General features: G+C 65.7%; 25 protein-coding genes and 1 tRNA gene. 14 read left to right on the forward strand and 12 right to left on the reverse strand.

Annotated elements, in window-relative coordinates; genetic code table 11:
* Positions 1–57: 57 nt before the first annotated feature.
* Positions 58–134: transfer RNA gene (locus N5E02_RS10495), tRNA-Pro, on the forward strand.
* An 82-nt stretch (positions 135–216) separates the two neighbouring features.
* On the opposite strand, the gene N5E02_RS10500 is transcribed toward N5E02_RS10495, so the two are convergent.
* Complete coding sequence (locus N5E02_RS10500) at positions 217–690, reverse strand: tyrosine-type recombinase/integrase (RefSeq protein ID WP_005417861.1); 474 nt, start codon at positions 688–690, stop codon at positions 217–219.
* Between the two features lie 19 nt (positions 691–709).
* Between N5E02_RS10500 and N5E02_RS10505 the strand changes: the two genes are divergently transcribed.
* Together N5E02_RS10505 and N5E02_RS10510 are read left to right on the forward strand one after the other, a co-directional pair.
* Positions 710–1213: a hypothetical protein gene (locus N5E02_RS10505; protein WP_170944905.1), complete on the forward strand. Its 504-nt coding sequence runs from the start codon at positions 710–712 to the stop codon at positions 1211–1213.
* A gap of 70 nt (positions 1214–1283) precedes the next feature.
* Complete coding sequence (locus tag N5E02_RS10510; RefSeq protein ID WP_005417857.1) at positions 1284–1727, forward strand: Rid family hydrolase; 444 nt, start codon at positions 1284–1286, stop codon at positions 1725–1727.
* 115 nt (positions 1728–1842) lie between these two features.
* Here the strand turns inward: N5E02_RS10510 and N5E02_RS10515 are convergent, their stop codons facing one another.
* Positions 1843–2304, reverse strand: a complete 462-nt coding sequence (locus N5E02_RS10515) for a carboxymuconolactone decarboxylase family protein (RefSeq protein ID WP_069139815.1) — start codon at positions 2302–2304, stop codon at positions 1843–1845.
* A 555-nt stretch (positions 2305–2859) separates the two neighbouring features.
* Here N5E02_RS10515 and N5E02_RS10520 point away from each other — a divergent pair.
* Together N5E02_RS10520 and N5E02_RS10525 are read left to right on the forward strand one after the other, a co-directional pair.
* On the forward strand, positions 2860–3060 hold the full coding sequence (locus tag N5E02_RS10520) for a hypothetical protein (protein ID WP_279946237.1): 201 nt from the start codon (positions 2860–2862) through the stop codon (positions 3058–3060).
* Entirely contained in the window at positions 3057–3398 is a 342-nt protein-coding gene (locus N5E02_RS10525) for a phosphotyrosine protein phosphatase (RefSeq protein ID WP_065179582.1), read from the forward strand. The genes N5E02_RS10520 and N5E02_RS10525 overlap by 4 nt, the downstream gene beginning before the upstream one ends.
* Here N5E02_RS10525 and N5E02_RS10530 read toward each other — a convergent pair.
* On the reverse strand, positions 3377–3514 hold the full coding sequence (locus tag N5E02_RS10530) for a hypothetical protein (protein ID WP_155760631.1): 138 nt from the start codon (positions 3512–3514) through the stop codon (positions 3377–3379). The genes N5E02_RS10525 and N5E02_RS10530 overlap by 22 nt on opposite strands.
* 86 nt (positions 3515–3600) lie before the next feature.
* Positions 3601–4098, reverse strand: a complete 498-nt coding sequence (locus tag N5E02_RS10535; protein ID WP_065179581.1) for a DUF3011 domain-containing protein — start codon at positions 4096–4098, stop codon at positions 3601–3603.
* Positions 4099–4340: 242 nt separating this feature from the next.
* Between N5E02_RS10535 and N5E02_RS10540 the strand changes: the two genes are divergently transcribed.
* Complete coding sequence (locus tag N5E02_RS10540) at positions 4341–4736, forward strand: hypothetical protein (protein ID WP_032954354.1); 396 nt, start codon at positions 4341–4343, stop codon at positions 4734–4736.
* 12 nt (positions 4737–4748) lie between these two features.
* Here the strand turns inward: N5E02_RS10540 and N5E02_RS10545 are convergent, their stop codons facing one another.
* Complete coding sequence (locus N5E02_RS10545; RefSeq protein WP_053499236.1) at positions 4749–5441, reverse strand: aspartate/glutamate racemase family protein; 693 nt, start codon at positions 5439–5441, stop codon at positions 4749–4751.
* Between the two features lie 86 nt (positions 5442–5527).
* Between N5E02_RS10545 and N5E02_RS10550 the strand changes: the two genes are divergently transcribed.
* The 5 genes from N5E02_RS10550 to N5E02_RS10570 all read left to right on the forward strand — a co-directional run bounded on the left by N5E02_RS10550 (position 5528) and on the right by N5E02_RS10570 (position 7843).
* The gene (locus N5E02_RS10550; RefSeq protein WP_005417843.1) at positions 5528–5839 is read left to right on the forward strand and encodes a metalloregulator ArsR/SmtB family transcription factor; all 312 of its coding nucleotides are present in this window, start codon (positions 5528–5530) and stop codon (positions 5837–5839) included.
* The gene (locus tag N5E02_RS10555) at positions 5839–6189 is read left to right on the forward strand and encodes a polyketide cyclase (RefSeq protein ID WP_065179579.1); all 351 of its coding nucleotides are present in this window, start codon (positions 5839–5841) and stop codon (positions 6187–6189) included. The genes N5E02_RS10550 and N5E02_RS10555 overlap by 1 nt, the downstream gene beginning before the upstream one ends.
* A gap of 37 nt (positions 6190–6226) precedes the next feature.
* Positions 6227–6835 carry an ATP-dependent Clp protease proteolytic subunit gene (locus N5E02_RS10560; RefSeq protein WP_005417839.1) on the forward strand — a complete coding sequence of 203 codons (609 nt, stop codon included), beginning with the start codon at positions 6227–6229 and terminating at the stop codon, positions 6833–6835.
* A gap of 98 nt (positions 6836–6933) precedes the next feature.
* Positions 6934–7575 (forward strand): LysE family translocator, encoded by a 642-nt coding sequence (locus N5E02_RS10565; protein WP_005417837.1) that lies wholly within the window; start codon positions 6934–6936, stop codon positions 7573–7575.
* Between the two features lie 94 nt (positions 7576–7669).
* Positions 7670–7843 carry a DUF1328 domain-containing protein gene (locus tag N5E02_RS10570; RefSeq protein ID WP_005417836.1) on the forward strand — a complete coding sequence of 58 codons (174 nt, stop codon included), beginning with the start codon at positions 7670–7672 and terminating at the stop codon, positions 7841–7843.
* 36 nt (positions 7844–7879) lie between these two features.
* Here N5E02_RS10570 and N5E02_RS10575 read toward each other — a convergent pair whose 3' ends face one another.
* From N5E02_RS10575 to N5E02_RS10585, 3 genes are read right to left on the reverse strand one after another with little or no spacing between them, the layout of a single operon-like run.
* Complete coding sequence (locus N5E02_RS10575; RefSeq protein WP_065179577.1) at positions 7880–8212, reverse strand: SMR family transporter; 333 nt, start codon at positions 8210–8212, stop codon at positions 7880–7882.
* Between the two features lie 33 nt (positions 8213–8245).
* Complete coding sequence (locus N5E02_RS10580) at positions 8246–8479, reverse strand: DUF1653 domain-containing protein (protein ID WP_005417832.1); 234 nt, start codon at positions 8477–8479, stop codon at positions 8246–8248.
* A 12-nt stretch (positions 8480–8491) separates the two neighbouring features.
* Positions 8492–8776, reverse strand: coding sequence for a hypothetical protein (locus N5E02_RS10585; RefSeq protein ID WP_053499224.1), 285 nt, complete (start codon positions 8774–8776; stop codon positions 8492–8494).
* Positions 8777–9178: 402 nt separating this feature from the next.
* On the opposite strand from N5E02_RS10585, the gene N5E02_RS10590 reads away from it, so the two are divergent.
* The 3 genes from N5E02_RS10590 (at position 9179) to N5E02_RS10600 (ending at position 10451) form a co-directional block, all read left to right on the forward strand.
* Positions 9179–9385: a hypothetical protein gene (locus tag N5E02_RS10590; protein ID WP_005417826.1), complete on the forward strand. Its 207-nt coding sequence runs from the start codon at positions 9179–9181 to the stop codon at positions 9383–9385.
* Between the two features lie 133 nt (positions 9386–9518).
* Positions 9519–10076, forward strand: a complete 558-nt coding sequence (locus N5E02_RS10595; protein ID WP_005417825.1) for a DUF3011 domain-containing protein — start codon at positions 9519–9521, stop codon at positions 10074–10076.
* 171 nt (positions 10077–10247) lie between these two features.
* Complete coding sequence (locus N5E02_RS10600; RefSeq protein ID WP_005417823.1) at positions 10248–10451, forward strand: hypothetical protein; 204 nt, start codon at positions 10248–10250, stop codon at positions 10449–10451.
* A gap of 132 nt (positions 10452–10583) precedes the next feature.
* Here N5E02_RS10600 and dxs read toward each other — a convergent pair whose 3' ends face one another.
* The 4 genes from dxs to N5E02_RS10620 form a co-directional block, all read right to left on the reverse strand.
* Positions 10584–12491 carry a 1-deoxy-D-xylulose-5-phosphate synthase gene (dxs, locus tag N5E02_RS10605; RefSeq protein ID WP_065186075.1) on the reverse strand — a complete coding sequence of 636 codons (1908 nt, stop codon included), beginning with the start codon at positions 12489–12491 and terminating at the stop codon, positions 10584–10586.
* A 105-nt stretch (positions 12492–12596) separates the two neighbouring features.
* Positions 12597–13262, reverse strand: a complete 666-nt coding sequence (locus N5E02_RS10610) for an HNH endonuclease (RefSeq protein ID WP_065186024.1) — start codon at positions 13260–13262, stop codon at positions 12597–12599.
* Positions 13263–13655: 393 nt separating this feature from the next.
* The gene (locus tag N5E02_RS10615; protein WP_279946238.1) at positions 13656–15446 is read right to left on the reverse strand and encodes an acyl-CoA dehydrogenase C-terminal domain-containing protein; all 1791 of its coding nucleotides are present in this window, start codon (positions 15444–15446) and stop codon (positions 13656–13658) included.
* A gap of 64 nt (positions 15447–15510) precedes the next feature.
* Positions 15511–15987, reverse strand: a complete 477-nt coding sequence (locus N5E02_RS10620) for an LEA type 2 family protein (protein ID WP_053501243.1) — start codon at positions 15985–15987, stop codon at positions 15511–15513.
* Between the last annotated feature and the right edge of the window lie 68 nt (positions 15988–16055).

Genomic DNA, 16055 nt, shown 5'->3' on the forward strand with positions numbered 1-16055 from the left:
TCGTAATCCGCTATACTTCACGGCCCGCCGCACTGGCGGGCACATCGCAGCATCAGTCGGGGCGTAGCGCAGCCTGGTAGCGCATCTGCCTGGGGGGCAGAGGGTCGTCGGTTCGAATCCGGCCGTCCCGACCAAAAGCAGCGATAGAACAAGGGCTTGCGCCATGCGGTGCAGGCCTTTTTTCGTTGTGCACCCTATTACCACCCTATCGCCACCCTATCGAGGTAGCGCGATACCCGTGGTGACCGGCTGCCACGGCGCTTCATGGCCACCCAGGTAATGCTCAGTCATCGACGCGTTGCCGTGTCCCATCAGCGCTTGAATCTGTTCCGTGGTCCAGCCCGCATCGCGCAGCAGCGCACCGCCCAGGCTGCGGATCTCATGGAATGTTGGCGGTGCTTCGCCACCCACGCCGGCAGCATCGCGTGCCTTTGCGAACGCACGCGACAGCTGCTCGGGCAGCACCTGCGTGTGGTGCGCTCGGTCCTTCGCGCGCTTGTCGCTGGGCCTGGCCTTTTCCGGCAGGCGGTGGATCACGAACGGCGAAACCACGTCATCGCGGCACCTGGCCAGCAGGTCGAGCAGCGGCCCGGCCACGGCGATCTGTAGTCGAACGTTCGTCGAGCCCTCGGTTTTCGACGGCACTACCCACAGGTGGCCGTCGCGCACGTCGGCAAACTTCACCGTCACCAGCCGTATCCTTCCGGCCATGCGTTCTTCCCACGGCTTCCGCACCGCCCCAATCCCCTCTGGCTGGGTCCAGACCGGCGAGCGCTGGGCGCTTTGGTACAACGGCCGGGAGACGGCCAGCGTCACGCCCGACGGCGGTCCCGGGGTCCGGCTATGGATGGAAGGCCAGAAGATGTGGCAGGTGAAGGAAGTGCGCGCGGCCAACGTCCGGCAGGCGAAGCGGTACGCCGAGCGCTGGTGCGCGGCCAGGCTGTATCCCGATCTTCCCCTGCGCCAGGCGGTCGCCCGGCTGACCGACAGCACTCCGATCCAGCCCGAGCCGCCGCTGCCAGGCCTGCCGCCGACGCGCGAGCAGCAGCAACAGGCCCGGCGCCTGGCCGAGGCCGGGCGGTTGGAACTGGCGCGGATCAAGGAAGCGCTGGAACCGCGCCGACCGCCGAAGGAGACCAAGCCCAGGGCGAGGGATCCGATGAAGGCGTGGGTCAAGGCAGGTAGAGAGCAGCTGTCCCGCGCTCGAATCTGATCCCCCGTTCAGGGGAGGCGGTCGACTCAAAATGCTTGCCACACTTGCCCTTTCACCAGAGAGAGCAATGATGAACGCTACCAATCGAAAGACCGCCAGCTTCGGAGTGCCGTGGGAATCGGCCTACGGGTACGTACAGGCCGTCCGCGTCAACAACACGATCTTCGTGTCCGGCCAGCTCTCGCACACGCCGCAGGGCGAGCTGGTTGCGCCGGCGGAGCTGGGGGCCGACGGCAAGCCCGCCAACTTCGATACCATGGAAGCCCAGATGAGGCGCACCTACGAGAACGCGCAGGTGCTGCTGGCAGAGCTGGGTGGGTCGATCGCGGACGTGGTCGAGGAAACGCTGTTCGTCATCGACGTTCCGGCCGCTTTCGCGGCCAGTAGCAAAGTCCGGCCGGCCGTGTATGGCCAGCCGGTGCCGCAGGTGGCCAGCAACCTGATCGGGGTCTCGGCGTTGGCCTTCCCCGAGCAGCTGATTGAGATTGCCTTCCGGGCGGAAGTCCAGGGTTAAGGCACTATGTGGGCGGGGCTTGCTCCGCCCGTTCCTTGCGGTGAGTAGGCCACCGATGGTTCCTACGAGCGCCTCGGCCCGGACAAAGCCAGGACGATCTCCGGCGTGCCGTACGCTACTTCTCCGCAGCGGGCTTGGCGCGGGGCTTCAATCTGAAGCTCACGCCCATCCGGTTGATCGCGTTCATGGCCGCAATGGTGAGCGTGAGGTCGACCAGGTCTTTCTCGCCGAATACTGCGGCTACTTTTTCGTACGCCTCATCAGATGCATGGGTTTCGCTCACGAGCGTCACTTCCTCTGCCCATGCCAGTGCGGCGCGCTCTTGTTCGGAGAATAGATAGGCGGCCTCGTGCCAAACAGGTAGGAGAGCGATTGTGTCGAACGGCATGCCTTCCTTAAGCAGATCACGGGTATGAATGTCGATGCAGTGGGCGCAGCCGTTTAGCTGCGACACACGCAAAAACACCAGATGCACCAGTTTCGGCGGCAGAGATGTGTTCGCGGTCACAAAGTGATGCAGTTGCCCCACGGCTTTGGCGCCCTCGGGAGAGACTACGAACCAGTTCGCTCGATTCATTTTAATGGGTCCTTTTCGGGTATCTGTGGGGCCGGAATCGCCCCACCCGAAGCAAGGACGCCGACGGGCAGCAGTTCGTGACACCTGCCTAGGCTCGTCGCGATCCGCTGCATGTACGCTCGCCGAGGAAGGGGATGCTGGCCGTGGGGCGCTAGATACGGGGCGCGGCGGGGAGCACCCGGAGAAGATCCTCGATTGGCGGGACAGGGAAGGGGATTGGCTGAAGGGGGGATCGCATCGCCGCCGTTCGGATGGCGTCGGGTAGAGCCGCCATATGCACCCTATCGGCTCGTAAGTGATTGATCGGATTGGGGTGCAATTTGCACTTTTGGGATGCCCTGCGAAGGCCTGAAACCCTTACAGATCAACGGGATGGGCCTATCTGGAACGATGCCTGGGGGCAGAGGGTCGTCGGTTCGAATCCGGCCGTCCCGACCACTGTGATGAATCAAGAAGCCCGCGCAGCGATGCGTGGGCTTTTTTGTGCGTGCGGTGTATGCTGCGCGCCACTCGTACTACCGCGGCTGCTGAACCCGGTACTCACGAGAACACATCATGGAATCTGCAAGAAACCGTGCCTGGCGTCGCAGCCAGGCCCGCAATCGTGGTGGCGACCGCGCCACGACCGCCTACCGCTACAAGCCCGAGAAGAGCTGGAAGCTGTTGTATACGCGCGATGCCAAGCTCGCGCGTGCACGCCAGCTGGGCTTAACCTATCCGGTTCTCAGCGCCCGGCAACTGCAGGAACAGGAATGATCAACCTGCTGTTCGTCTGCAGCCGCAACCAGCTGCGGAGCCCGACCGCCGAAGCCATGTGGCGACGGCGGCCCGGCTTCAACGCGCTGTCGGCCGGCACCAGCCCGCATGCACGACGCCCCATCGGCCCGGCGGATATCCGCTGGGCCGATGTCATCCTCGTGATGGAAGCCAAGCACCAGCATCGCCTGCAGGCCGCATACGCGCGCCTGCTGGAACACAAGCGCCTGCATTGCCTGGACATCCCCGACGACTATCGCTGCATGGATCCGGTGTTGATGGACCTGCTGGACGCAAAGGTGACCACGTATCTCGATCAGCTGCCGGAGAAGCGGTAGATCAGCTCCGGATCGCCTTCGTCCAATCCATGCCCGATGCCGCTGTCGATGAAACCCGAGGCGGGCATCACCTCGCGGATATGCAGCATCGTCGAGGAAGGATCGGGTGGTGCCATCGCAGGCTCCTGGACTGGATGCGCCCAGTCCATCGATCACGTCGGCCGTGTCTGCGTATCCGCCAAAGCCAGCGTGTGGTCGGCAGTCAATACACGCGGAACTCGGCACGGCAGCCGTCGCTGACCCACACCCCGCGGCGGTCCCAGCCCCAGTTGCGGTCCTCGACGCACGGCGTCACCGACTTCTGCTTGACCAGGCGCACTTCATGGCGCACCCGGATGCGGCATTCCTTGTCCTTCTGCTCGTAGGACTCGCAGACCAGGCGCTCGCCGTCGTCATCCCGATCACGATCCCGGCCGCGCCCCTGTTCGTCTGCCACGAACTCAGCGCGGCAGCCTTCGGTGACCCAGAGCATGCGGCGGCTCTGGCCCCAGTTCTGGTCCTCGACGCAGCGGGTGACCGACAGCTGCCTGGCCATGCGCATGCGGCCTTCGATCGGGCACTGCTGGGTCTTGTTGAACTGCGACTCGCAACGCAGCGGCGGAATGTGATCGCTGTCGTAGTCCTGGGCGGCCACCGTGGTGGCCACCAGCAGCAGGGCCAGGGCGGAGGTGGCAATGGGCGGCAACAGGCGATGGGTCATGGAGAGCCTCGGCAGGGGGAATGGGCCGCAAGAATGGACCAGCCCGAGGCCGTCGGAACGGATCGTTCCGGCGCTGGCTCAGTGGGGATTTAGTAGTGCGCACCGGCCCATGCAGGGCCTTACATCCCTTATCATCGCGGCACATCCGATCGCATCGGCTTACACCTTCTTACATGTCTCCCACGCATGCCGGCGCAGCCTGTGGCTGCCGTCACTGGCGTGCAGCCGGCTTGCGGAGGAGGATGCGCGGACCACGACGACCACAGGGGGTTGCGTTGATCAGCAGTACCGTCATTCATCGCTCGGCTGGCGCAGAGGCCGGGCAGGTGCGTGTCCTGGACACCACGTTCAAGGGCAAGCATGTGTTCATTGCGTGGGGCCTGCGCGGGCCGGAACTGACCCGCAGCGCAGACCCGCCCGCCACCGTGGCTGCGCGCAAGGCGTTGCACGCCGTGGCCGGCCACAGCGAAGGGCCGCGCAGCCCGGAGGTGTTCATCGCCAACCAGTCGGCGGTGGCGATTACCGTCTATCGGCTGCTGACCGAAGCGCGTTCGGGCGATGCCATCTTCTTCCTGTGTGATTCGCAGGCTGTGGTCGACTGGCTGATCACCGCACTGGAAGTCCAGGGCCTAGGCTAACGCTGCGCGCGGTCAGGCCAGCGCAGCGTCCACCGCCGCAAGCGCGTGCAGGGTGGTCGTGTCGAACAACGGCACCGCACTGTCCTCGGGGCGCACCAGCAGCATGATCTCGGTACAGCCGAGGATGATCGCTTCGGCGCCGCGCGCGACCAGCCGCGCAATCACGCCGGCGTACACCTGCCGCGAGTGCTCGCTGGCCACGCCGGCGATCAGCTCCTGGTAGATGATGTCGTGCACGCAGCGGCGATCATCAGCCTCCGGAACCAGTACCTGCAGCCCGAAGCGGTCCTGCAGCCGGTCGCGGTAGAACGCCTGCTCCATGGTGAAGGCGGTGCCGAGCAGTCCCACCTTGCGGATGCCTGCCTGCAGGATCGCCGTGGCGGTCGGGTCGGCGATATGCAGCAGGGGCAGCGGGCATTCGGCTTCGATCCGGCCGGCCAGCATATGCATGGTGTTGGTGCAGATCACCAGCAGCTCGGCGCCACCGGCCTGCAGTCGCCGCGCGGCATCGAGCATGTGGTTGCCCAGCACATCCCACTGACCGTCGTGCTGCAACTGCTTGATGTCGGCGAAATCCACCGACCACAGCAGCAGTTGCGCCGAATGCGCGCCACCGAGGCGATTCCGCACCGCCTCGTTGATGAGCCGGTAGTACTGCGCCGAGCTTTCCCAGCTCATGCCGCCGATCAGGCCAAGGGTCTTCATGCACTGCTCCATGCAGGGAAGCCGTCATTGCAGCACAGCGGCTGTGGCAGTTGCACTACACATTAGTAGTTGCTAATGTGTTGATCATGATCGAGAACGCCCTGTTCAAGGCGCTGGCTGACCCCACCCGCCGCCACATCTTCGAAAAGCTGGCCGATGGCGGGCGGCATGCCAGCGCGCTGCGCGAGGGCATTGCGATCAGCCAGTCTGCGATGTCCCAGCACCTGGCAGTGCTGCGCGATGCAGGGCTGGTGCGTGAGCAGCGCCAGGGGCGCTTCGTCCACTATGAAGTCGATCCGCGCGGGCTGGCCCACATCGGACGCTGGCTGCAGCGTTACCGGGCCTACTGGCCGGCGCGGATGTCCGCACTGCAGAACCTGCTGGAGGAGATGGACTGATGGACGATGTTCTGAAGGAAGCGGCTCCCGCGCTGGTGATGGAGCAGCGGTTGCCTGCGCCACCGGAACGGGTCTGGCGCGCACTGTTCGATCCGGCACTGCGTGAGCGCTGGTTGCCTGCCGCCGATCTTGCCGATCCAAAGCCCTGCCTGTTCGAGGAGGGGCGGGAGCTCGGATTCCGCTTGCGCGATGCACAGCCCCCACATCTGCACAGCCTGGTGTGTTTCCGGCTGCGCGCTGATGAGGATGGGGGAACGGTGCTGACCATCGTGCATCGGCTCACCGACCGGCGCGCGCTGATACCGCCGGCGTCCAACGATGACCATCGCACGGTGATGCGCGCGGCGTGAGCCGGCGCCTGGATCGAACGCTACAGGGAGCAGGCACATGCGGGACAGAATGCAGCTGGTACCGATGGTGGTGGAACGCAGCGAGCGCGGTGAGCGCTCCTATGACATCTACTCGCGGCTCCTGCGCGAGCGCATCATCTTTCTCAACGGCGAAGTCGATGACACCGTATCGGCGCTGGTCTGCGCGCAACTGCTGTTCCTTGAATCTGAAAATCCGGAGAAGCCGATCCATCTGTACATCAACTCGCCGGGTGGGGTGATCTCCAGCGGCCTGGCGATGTACGACACGATGCAATACATCTCGGCCCCGGTGCATACGCTGTGCATGGGCACCGCGCGGTCGATGGGTTCGTTCCTGCTGATGGCCGGCGAGCCGGGTCACCGCGCGGCGCTGGCCAATGCCAGCCTGCATGTGCACCAGCCGCTGGGCGGGGTGCAGGGCCAGGCTTCGGACATCTTCATCCACGCCGAGGAGATGCAGCGCACCAAGCAGCGCATCACCCAGCTGTATGCGCGGCATTGCGGACGCAGTTTCGAGGAGGTCGAACAGACCCTGGACCGCGATCGGTTCATGAGCGCCGAGCAGGCATGCGAATGGGGCCTGATCGACCAGGTACTGGTACGGCGCGACGCGCTCGCGGCCTGAGCCTGCCTCTGTAACCACCGCATCCATGCTGCACTGTGTGTGCCGCGCCAGGCCGGCGCACTCTATGCTGGTTGGATGTTCTGAAGTGGACGCCCGACATGGCCCTGCATACCTGGTGGTGGTTCCTGGCCACGGTCTTCGTGCTGTGCGGGACGCCTGGGCCCAACATGCTGCACATCCTTGGCCGCAGCGTCGGGCTGGGATTTCGCGGCAGCGTGCCGGCCATGGCCGGCTGCCTGCTGGCGATGCTGCTGGTGCTGGCGGCTTCCGCAGCGGGCCTGAGTGCGCTGCTGCATTCCTCGCCCATGCTGTTCGAGGTGCTGCGCTATCTCGGTGTGGCCTACCTGGCCTGGCTCGGCATCAAGGCCTGGCGCGACAGTTGCCGGCCCGCACCCGCGGTGGCCGATGCTGACGAGGTCACACTGGCGCCGGTACATGGCGCAGGAACGGTGTTCCGCGGCGGCCTGTGGGTCGGCCTGAGCAATCCCAAACTACTGCTGTTCGCCGCAGCGTTCCTGCCACAGTTCGTCGACCCGTCGCGCAGCCAGGCCGTGCAGTACAGCGTGCTGGTGGCGACCTTCGCGGCCTGCGAACTGTTCTGGTACGTGATGTATGCGGCCGGTGGTCACGGCCTGCGCCGTTGGCTCGCCAAGCCATTCGCACGGCGCTGGTTCGAGCGGCTGGTGGGAAGCGTGTTCCTGGCTTTCGCAGTGGCGTTGTTGCGCTTCCGGCCGCGTTGATTCACGCCGCACACGCGGCCCGTTCACGAGCGCCGCATCGGTGGAGGCCTAGCCTGATCGCACCGTTTGCATTCCCTGCTGGGAAAGGATCGACATGATCAAGTGGGCCATCATCTTCGCCATCATCGGCATCATCGCGGGCGTGCTGGGCTTCGGCGGCATCGCTGGCGCCGCCGTGGGCATCGCCAAGTTCCTGTTCTGGGCAGGCATCATCATCGCCGTGGTGCTGTTCCTGATCGGCATGAGCGTGGCGAAGAAGGTCAGCTGAAGAAGGTCAGCTATCGCCGTTCGCGCAGCAGCGTCTTCAGTGCGCGCTGCTGCGCGAGAACAGATTGATCACCAGTACGCCGGCGCAGATCAGGCCGATCCCGATCAATGCCGGTGCATCCAGCCGCTGCTTGAACACCACCAAGCCGATCAGCGAGATCAGCACGATGCCGACGCCGGACCAGATTGCATAGGCGATGCCGGTCGGCACCGACTTCATGGTGACCGACAGCAGGTAGAAGCACAGCCCATAGCCAACCAGCGCGCCCACTGTCGGCCACAGCCGGCTCATGCCGTCCGAGGCCTTCAGCAGCGACGTGGCGATCACTTCCAGCACGATGGCGGCGGCCAAGTAGACATAGGGGTTCATCGTGGGCTCCGGTTCACTGCGGGTCGCACCGGATCAGTCGTCGATGCGAGCGAAGCGCGCCTGCGGGCCGTGTTCGCCCGGAACCTGCTCGATGAACATCGGGTAGGGGCGTACCCACAGGCCGCCTTCGCCATAGAGTGCGCGATAGAGCACCATCGGCTCCAACGTCTCGCTGCTGCGGACGATGTCGATCACCTCGTAGTCGCCGCCCTTGAAGTGGCGATACCGGCCACGGGCGAGATCGGGCAGGGGAGTAAGCTCAGCCATGGCAGGGCGTGCTCACTTGCGCGCCGGGCTGGCGGGCTTGGCGCAGTACGCGTCGATGGCCTCGGCCGTGTTGGCCAGGCCCTGCGCCTGCGCCAGCTCCCAGGGGCGCTCGCAGCGCTGGCTGTGTTCGCACCACTGATACCCGGCAGAGCCGATACAGCCGTGCGCATCACGGTCGCCCCCCACCACCGGCGTCGCTGGCGACGCCTCAGCGGCATCAGCGCGCGCGGTCGCCGTGTCCTGGCTGGCACAGGCGGCCAGAGCCAGCAGGGCCGGGATCAGAAGAAGCACCTTCATGTGCGAGCTCCGTGCCTAAAGCGACATTTTCTGTCGCAAATAGCTCGCCAGCAAGCGCTCAATGCACGGCGGCGCGGATCAACTCTTCGATCAGGATCAGATAGCTGGCCACGAAATAGAACTTCAGCAACGTCCAGCGTTGCTGTGAGAAGAAGGTGCGCATGTGGAAGGGGCCCCTGTTGATGACGGTAGTGTGAAGCCAGCCTGACTCCGTGACAAGGATCACGGAATGAACGGGCTAAACGGACTCAGGGATGTGAGGAAAGCCAAGATCCGACGCGAAGGCGCGGCATTTTCGTACAAATCTGATAGGCCATCCCGGAGGCGGTCGCTAGCCTGATGGTGTAACGGCAAGCGGCCCGCTGCCTGCCACTGCACCCTTTCATCCGCAGGAGCCTCCCGATGGTCATCACCGTCCAATGCAATGCCCAGCGCTGGTCCGTACTGCATCCGCAGGTGAGCGACACCACCGGTTACGCCCGGGGCGCCGACGCCTTTGATGCCGCCGCCGCGCTGGCCCTGGAGCATCACCGCCGCACCGGCCAGCGCAGCACGGTGCGGGTCGAGGCGCTTGGCAACACGGTAGACGCGCTTTACGTTGGAGAGTGACGCCAGCCCCCCGTAGTGCAGTCAGCCACGGTTGAGTTGTTTGAATGGAGGAACAACTGCCATCGCGCCTCCCTCTGTGCGCCGGGCCGTGAATCCCGGATGCTTGCGCCATCGTATTCATCTGGAGATCTCGATGGGCAAGGCACTCACCTGGCGCACCCTGGCCTGCACCCTGTTGCCGATGCTGGCGGCCGCCGGCGGCGCCCAGGCGCAGAGCTATGGCTACGGCTACGACGACGACCGCTATGGCGGCCGCGATGGCAGTGGCATCGTGCGCTGCGAGTCGGTCAAGAACCGCAGCAACGAGTGCCGCCTGGATGGCCGCGCGCGGCTGATCCGCCAGTTGTCCGGTTCGCCCTGTGTGGAAGGTGAGACCTGGGGCCAGTCGCGCAACGGCGTCTGGGTCACACAGGGGTGCCGTGCCGAATTCGTCGGTGAGTACCGCCGCGGCGGCGGCTGGGGCGGCAATGGCGGCGGCTGGGGCAACGGCAACGGATGGGGCGGTGGTGATGTGGTTACCTGCCATTCCAATGGCCACCGGCAGGAGTACTGCGATGCCCGCATCCGCCGGGGCGTGCGCCTGATCCGCCAGGACTCGCGCAGTGCCTGCATCGAAGGCCAGAGCTGGGGCTGGGATCGCCGCGGCATCTGGGTGAGCGATGGCTGCAGGGCGCAGTTCCAGGTGAACTGAGCTTTACGGATTCAACCCATGAAAATCAGAATAATCTGATACAGCTCACATTTTGAACGCCGTATCGTCTGTGATCAGGGTGCCTTGCGTGCCCTGATTCCCGATGTCGATTGCCGTAGCCGGCATCAGCATCGCGCCGCCGTCGATACGCTGCCTCAAGGAGTGAGCTGCATGTTGATCCGCCTGCAATGCGAACAGCGCCAGTGGCGCGTGCTGCACCCGGATAGGCCGGAGCCAATCGAGTTCCGTGATGGCGCACGAGCCTATGACTTTGCCGAGACCCTGGCCCGCCTGCACTTCGTCGACACCGGGCAGCGCGCCGCCGTGCGCGTGGAGGCCAGCGGGGCGTTCGTGGAAGCGGTCAGTTACGGTTGAGCGTGGGGCGCCTGCCGGGGCAGGCCTGCGGGGTCCGGCCATCCACGCATGGCGTGGAACCACCTGCTTCCACCATGGAAGGTGCGAGCCTTCGGCTGCACCTTCCCGTGATGCGTGGATTCCTGATCGGCCTCAGCCCGCGGCACTCAGCGGTGGGCTGCCTGCGGCCAGCTGTGGCCAACGCTTGAGCACGGCGGCGCGGATGCCGGCCGCATCGATACCGGCTTCGGCCAGCAGGTCCTCGCGGCTGGCGTGGTGCTGGTAGCTGTCGGGCAGGCCCAGGTGCAGGATCGGACGCAGCACGCCTTCGGCATTGAGCAGTTCACCGACACCGGAACCGGCACCGCCGGCCACGACGTTGTCTTCGATCGTGACCAGGCCCTCGTGCTGCGCGGCCATGGTCAGCACCAGCTCGCGATCCAGTGGCTTGATGAAGCGCATGTTGACCACGCTCAGGCCCAGTTCGCGGCCGACCTGCTCGGCGGCGGGCACGGTGCTGCCGAAGGCAAGCAGGGCGATGCGGTTGCCCTGCAGGCGCAGCTCGCCCTTGCCGATCGGCAGGGTCGACAGGTCGGTGCCGGCCGCAACGCCGGTACCCGTACCGCGCGGGTAGCGCACGGCCGCCGGACCCGGGTGCTGCAGGCCGGTGCTGAGCATCTGCCGGCACTCGGCTTCATTGGAGGGTGCCATCACCACCATGTTCGGCACGCAGCGCAGGAAGCTGAGGTCGAGGTTGCCGGCGTGGGTCGCGCCGTCCGGACCGACCACGCCAGCGCGGTCGATCGCAAACAGCACGTCCAGATCCTGGATCGCCACGTCGTGCACCAGCTGGTCGTACGCTCGCTGCAGGAAGGTGGAGTAGATCGCCACCACCGGCTTGCCACCCTGGGTGGCCATGCCGGCGGCGAGGGTGACCGCGTGCTGCTCGGCGATCGCCACGTCGAAATAGCGCTGCGGGTATTCCTTGCTGAAGCGCACCAGGCCAGAGCCTTCGCGCATCGCCGGAGTGATGCCGTAGAGGCGCGGCTCGGCGGCGGCGGCATCGCACAGCCAGTCGCTGAATACATCGGTATAGGTCGGCATCTTGGCCCCGGCCTTGGCCACCAGGCCCTTGTCCGGATCGAACGGGCCCACGGCGTGGTAACCGATCTGATCGCCTTCTGCCGGCTCGTAGCCCTTGCCCTTGGTGGTCATCACATGCAGCAGCTTCGGGCCCTTGGAGGCGCGCAGCGTCTTCAGGGTGGACAACAGCGCCGGCATGTCGTGGCCGTCGATCGGGCCGGTGTAGTGGAAGCCCATTTCCTCGAACATCGTGGAGGGCACGAACATGCCCTTCCAGTGTTCTTCCCAGCGCTTCACGAAACGCGCCGGGTTGTTCTTCTTGTCACCGAGGATCTTCTTGCCACCTTCGCGCAGCGCGTTGAGCGTACGGCTGCCGGTCGCTCGGCCCAGCATCTTGGTCAGGCCGCCCACTGCCTCGGAGATCGACATGTTGTTGTCGTTGAGGATCACCAGCAGGTTCGGCTCCGGCTCCATGCCACCAGCGTGCATCAGCGCCTCGAACGCCATGCCGGCAGTCATCGCGCCGTCACCGATCACTGCCACGACCTTGCGGTCGTCGCCTTCGGACTGGCGGGCGATGGCCATGCCGAGCGCGGCCGAGATCGAGGTGGAGGAGTGGCCGACGCCGAAGGTGTCGTACTCGCTTTCCTCGCGCTTCGGGAACGGCGCGACACCGTCCTTCTGCTTGACAGTATGGATCTCGTCGCGGCGGCCGGTCAGGATCTTGTGCGGGTAGGTCTGATGGCCGACGTCCCACACCAGCTGGTCGACCGGGGTCTGGTACAGATAGTGCAGGACCACGGTGAGCTCGATAACGCCCAGGCCGGCGGCGAAGTGACCTCCGCTCTTGCCCACCGATTCGATGAGGTAGGCGCGCAGTTCGTCGGCGACCGCCCTCAATTCGGATTCGTCGAACGTGCGCAGGTCATCCGGTGTCTGGATGCGCGCGAGGCGGGGATAGCGGGCAGAGTCGATCATCATGTTCGCACTTTTTCTGAACGCCCATTTTCGCCCTCAAACGGGGGTGGGGCAAGCAAACGCCGCCGTCCGTGACAGGACGGTGAGGGTTGCATTTTCGGGCGTTCAGGTGCTGAGTTTCGAGCGCTTGGGCAACTGCGCCTTCAGGAAGGCCATCTGGTCGGCCAGGATGTTGCGGTTGGACAGGATCAGGTGCTCGATCCAGCTGGGCCGGTAGGGCACTGCCAGCAGGGGCATGCCGGCCTGCTGCGGGGTGCGGTCGCTCTTGCGCGAATTGCAGTGGAAGCACGCGGTGACCACGTTTTCCCAGCAGTCCAGGCCACCTTTGGACAGCGGCATGACATGGTCGCGGGTAAGCGTCGGGCGGGTGAACTGCTGGCCGCAGTACATGCACAGATGGGCGTCGCGGGCGAACAGGGCCTGGTTGGTCAGGTTCGGCGTGGGGTCGATCGCGCGGGAGCGGGCGTGGCCGCGGGCGGCGATGATCGGGTGCAGGTCGATGCCGCTCTGCAGGCCGCTGAAGCGGTTGGTGCCACCGTGGATGTGCAGGCAGGGATCGCCGAGCGTCCAGGCCACTGCCTCGCGGGCGTAGAGGCAGGCCGCATCCTGCCAGGTGATCCAGTCCAGTACGCGTCCGTGGGCATCAAGCGAGAGCAGCCGGACCGAACCGGGGCGATGCAGCGTCGTGGCGTTGGGCGATGCTTCGGCGCCCGGAGCAGAAAACGGAGCTCCGGCTTCGATCAGACCCAAGCGTGTAGTGTCTGTCTCCATCGGGAGAACAGCTTATACCTGAATGTTGACGATTTGTGTATCGCCGACAGGCGATACACAAATCGTCAACATTCAGGTCCGCGCATTCCTCCTAATCCCCGCGCCTGTCGGCGCGCCCCCTTTAACAAAAGGGGGCTCTTCTCCAGATGGATTTCGGGGGGGGACCATCCACGCATGGCGTGGATCTACGCAGTTCGCGGGGAACTGTCAGAGGCGGGGTGGTGTGGGGTGGCAGGACCGTTGGCGCCATGGATGGCGCCATCGAGCCCCCATGGATGGGTTTACGGCGTGTCCTGCCAGCCCACACCGCCCCGCCATCCACCGGGATGCAGCTGTTGCTGTTGCGGTTGCCGGCCAGCGGCCCGCACTACCGGTGCCGGGCGGCAGCCCGGCTCAGACGCCGAAGCGCTCGTCGTCCATCGCCATCAGCGGGGCGGCGCCGGACTGGATCGCAGCGGCGTGGCTGAGCGTGCGCGGCAGCACACGGGCGAAGTAGAACCGCGCGGTCTCGCGCTTGCCCTGGGCGAAGGCGGCGCCGTGCGCGCTGGCATCGGCGGCGGCGACGCTGCGGGCCCACCAGTAGGCCAGCACCACGTAACCCGAATAGAACAGGTAGTCGTAGCTGGCCGCGCCCAGTTCGTCCGGATTGCCGGCCGCGCGCTGGAGCACATCCATCGTCAGCTTGCCCCATTCGGCGGCCTTGGCGCGCAGCGGGCCAATGAACTCGGCCAGCGCTTCGTTGCCCTCGTGTTCCTTGGCGAAGGCTTCGATCTCGGCCAGCATCAGCTTCAGGCCGGCGCCCTGGCTGGACGCGGTCTTGCGGCCGATCAGGTCCAGCGCCTGGATGCCGGTAGTGCCTTCATACAGCGTGGTGATGCGGGCGTCGCGGGCCAGCTGCTCCATGCCGTGCTCGCGGATGTAGCCGTGGCCACCGAAGCACTGCAGGGCGTTGTAGGTGTTCTCGATGCCCCATTCGGTCTGGCAGGCCTTCGAGATCGGGGTCAGGAAGCTCACCAGGGTGTCGGCGCGCTCGCGCTCAGCGGCATCCTCGGCATGGTGGGCAACGTCGATGAGGGTGGCGGCGTGCAGCGCCAGCAGGCGGCTGCCTTCGACCAGCGACTTCACCGTCAGCAGCATGCGGCGCACATCCGGGTGGACCAGGATCGGGTCGGCCGGCTTGTCCGGGAACCTGGCACCACTCAGGGCGCGCGACTGCAGGCGCTCACGGCTGTACTTCAGCGCGTTCTGGTAGGCGCGCTCGGACAGGCCGATGCCCTGCAGGCCGACCCCCAGGCGCGCGGTGTTCATCATGGTGAACATCGCCTGCAGGCCCTTGTGCGGCTGGCCGACCAGGTAGCCCTGCGCGCCATCGAAGTTCATCACGCAGGTGACCGACCCCTTGATGCCCATCTTGTGCTCGATCGAGCCGCAGCGCAGTGCGTTGCGCTCGCCGACGTTGCCGTCGCGGTCGACCTTGAACTTCGGGGTGACGAACAGCGAGATGCCCTTGGCACCCGGGGGAGCGTCGGGCAGCTTGGCCAGCACCAGGTGCACGATGTTCCCGGTCAGGTCATGCTCGCCGGCGGTGATGAAGATCTTGGTGCCGGTGATCGAATAGCTCCCATCGGCGTTCGGCTCGGCCTTGGTCTTGAGCAGGCCGAGGTCGGTACCGCAGTGCGGTTCGGTCAGGCACATGGTGCCGGTCCAGCGGCCCTCGATCAGCGGCTTGAGGAAAGCCTCGTGCTGCCAGGCCTCGCCGTGCTGCTTCAGTGCTTCGATGGCGCCGTGGGAGAGCAGCGGGAAGTTGCCCCACGCCAGGTTGGCGGCATTGATCATTTCGTTCAGCGGCACGCCCAGAGTGTGCGGCAGGCCCTGGCCGCCCAGCTCCGGCGAGGCGGTCAGGCCGGTCCAGCCGCCATCGACGAACTGGTCGTAGGCCTGCTTGAAGCCGGGCGGGGTGGTCACTTCACCGGTGGCCTGGTCGAGCACGCAGCCGATCTCGTCGCCGACGCTGTTGAGCGGGGCCAGTACGGTGGCGCTGAAGCGGCCGGCTTCCTCCAGCACGGCATCGATCACGTCGGCGGTGGCGTCGGTGAAGCCCAGGCGGGCGAACAGGGGTTCGACCTTGAGCACGTCGTGCAGGGCGAAACGGAGGTCGGAAAGCGGGGCGGTGTAGCTGCTCATCGGTACGTCTCGATTTGATCAGGGCAGGGGAGAGCGGCGCCGGGCGCCGCCACGAAAGGCGCGTTCAGCGCAGCACGCCGGGCAGGCCGGGGGCCTGGTTGAGGGTGCTGCGGCTGCTGATGTCGAAGCTGCGCTGCTTCTTTTCCTGCGGCGTGGCCGCCACCGTTCCCTTCAGGCCATAGGCCAGGGTGCGGTTGCTGGCCAGCGCATCGGCCACCACCAGGCGCGCGGCCGAGCTGGGCACCAGGTCGACATTGATCACGTCGGCGGAGGTGCCGCCGATGGAGATGCCGGGCTTGGCGTGCAGGGTGCCGGCTTCGTTGTCGCCGACGGTCAGCGCCAGCGAGACGTCATCGAAGGTCATCGGCATCGAGCTGAAGTTCTGCAGGCGCAGGGCCACGGTCCAGTTGCCGTCGGCACGCACGGTCAGCTGCTGCAGGCTGGCCGCCGGTTCCGAAACACGCTTGACGATGCCGTTGTTGCAGGCAACAAGGGCGAGGGTGCACAGGACAATCAAGGCGATACGGAAACGGTGGAGCATGGGCGCAAGTCCTCTGGAGGGGTGCGTTTGGATAAGCATACTACGGCGTATGGTAGTTTGGATCGCCT

This window comes from Stenotrophomonas sp. GD03777, from assembly GCF_029842485.1.
Lineage (GTDB): Bacteria > Pseudomonadota > Gammaproteobacteria > Xanthomonadales > Xanthomonadaceae > Stenotrophomonas > Stenotrophomonas sepilia.

Coding starts and splice junctions, on each gene's coding strand:
- dxs (WP_065186075.1), bottom strand. CDS start 12,491: ATGATCGACTCTGCCCGCTATCCCCGCCTCGCGCGCATCCAGACACCG.
- N5E02_RS10585 (WP_053499224.1), bottom strand. CDS start 8,776: ATGAAGGTGCTTCTTCTGATCCCGGCCCTGCTGGCTCTGGCCGCCTGT.
- N5E02_RS10570 (WP_005417836.1), top strand. CDS start 7,670: ATGATCAAGTGGGCCATCATCTTCGCCATCATCGGCATCATCGCGGGC.
- N5E02_RS10515 (WP_069139815.1), bottom strand. CDS start 2,304: ATGAATCGAGCGAACTGGTTCGTAGTCTCTCCCGAGGGCGCCAAAGCC.
- N5E02_RS10540 (WP_032954354.1), top strand. CDS start 4,341: ATGCGCGGACCACGACGACCACAGGGGGTTGCGTTGATCAGCAGTACC.
- N5E02_RS10595 (WP_005417825.1), top strand. CDS start 9,519: ATGGGCAAGGCACTCACCTGGCGCACCCTGGCCTGCACCCTGTTGCCG.
- N5E02_RS10560 (WP_005417839.1), top strand. CDS start 6,227: ATGCGGGACAGAATGCAGCTGGTACCGATGGTGGTGGAACGCAGCGAG.
- N5E02_RS10545 (WP_053499236.1), bottom strand. CDS start 5,441: ATGAAGACCCTTGGCCTGATCGGCGGCATGAGCTGGGAAAGCTCGGCG.
- N5E02_RS10575 (WP_065179577.1), bottom strand. CDS start 8,212: ATGAACCCCTATGTCTACTTGGCCGCCGCCATCGTGCTGGAAGTGATC.
- N5E02_RS10525 (WP_065179582.1), top strand. CDS start 3,057: ATGATCAACCTGCTGTTCGTCTGCAGCCGCAACCAGCTGCGGAGCCCG.
- N5E02_RS10520 (WP_279946237.1), top strand. CDS start 2,860: ATGGAATCTGCAAGAAACCGTGCCTGGCGTCGCAGCCAGGCCCGCAAT.
- N5E02_RS10535 (WP_065179581.1), bottom strand. CDS start 4,098: ATGACCCATCGCCTGTTGCCGCCCATTGCCACCTCCGCCCTGGCCCTG.
- N5E02_RS10610 (WP_065186024.1), bottom strand. CDS start 13,262: ATGGAGACAGACACTACACGCTTGGGTCTGATCGAAGCCGGAGCTCCG.
- N5E02_RS10580 (WP_005417832.1), bottom strand. CDS start 8,479: ATGGCTGAGCTTACTCCCCTGCCCGATCTCGCCCGTGGCCGGTATCGC.
- N5E02_RS10555 (WP_065179579.1), top strand. CDS start 5,839: ATGGACGATGTTCTGAAGGAAGCGGCTCCCGCGCTGGTGATGGAGCAG.
- N5E02_RS10590 (WP_005417826.1), top strand. CDS start 9,179: ATGGTCATCACCGTCCAATGCAATGCCCAGCGCTGGTCCGTACTGCAT.
- N5E02_RS10510 (WP_005417857.1), top strand. CDS start 1,284: ATGAACGCTACCAATCGAAAGACCGCCAGCTTCGGAGTGCCGTGGGAA.
- N5E02_RS10620 (WP_053501243.1), bottom strand. CDS start 15,987: ATGCTCCACCGTTTCCGTATCGCCTTGATTGTCCTGTGCACCCTCGCC.
- N5E02_RS10600 (WP_005417823.1), top strand. CDS start 10,248: ATGTTGATCCGCCTGCAATGCGAACAGCGCCAGTGGCGCGTGCTGCAC.
- N5E02_RS10565 (WP_005417837.1), top strand. CDS start 6,934: ATGGCCCTGCATACCTGGTGGTGGTTCCTGGCCACGGTCTTCGTGCTG.
- N5E02_RS10550 (WP_005417843.1), top strand. CDS start 5,528: ATGATCGAGAACGCCCTGTTCAAGGCGCTGGCTGACCCCACCCGCCGC.
- N5E02_RS10530 (WP_155760631.1), bottom strand. CDS start 3,514: ATGGCACCACCCGATCCTTCCTCGACGATGCTGCATATCCGCGAGGTG.
- N5E02_RS10615 (WP_279946238.1), bottom strand. CDS start 15,446: ATGAGCAGCTACACCGCCCCGCTTTCCGACCTCCGTTTCGCCCTGCAC.
- N5E02_RS10505 (WP_170944905.1), top strand. CDS start 710: ATGCGTTCTTCCCACGGCTTCCGCACCGCCCCAATCCCCTCTGGCTGG.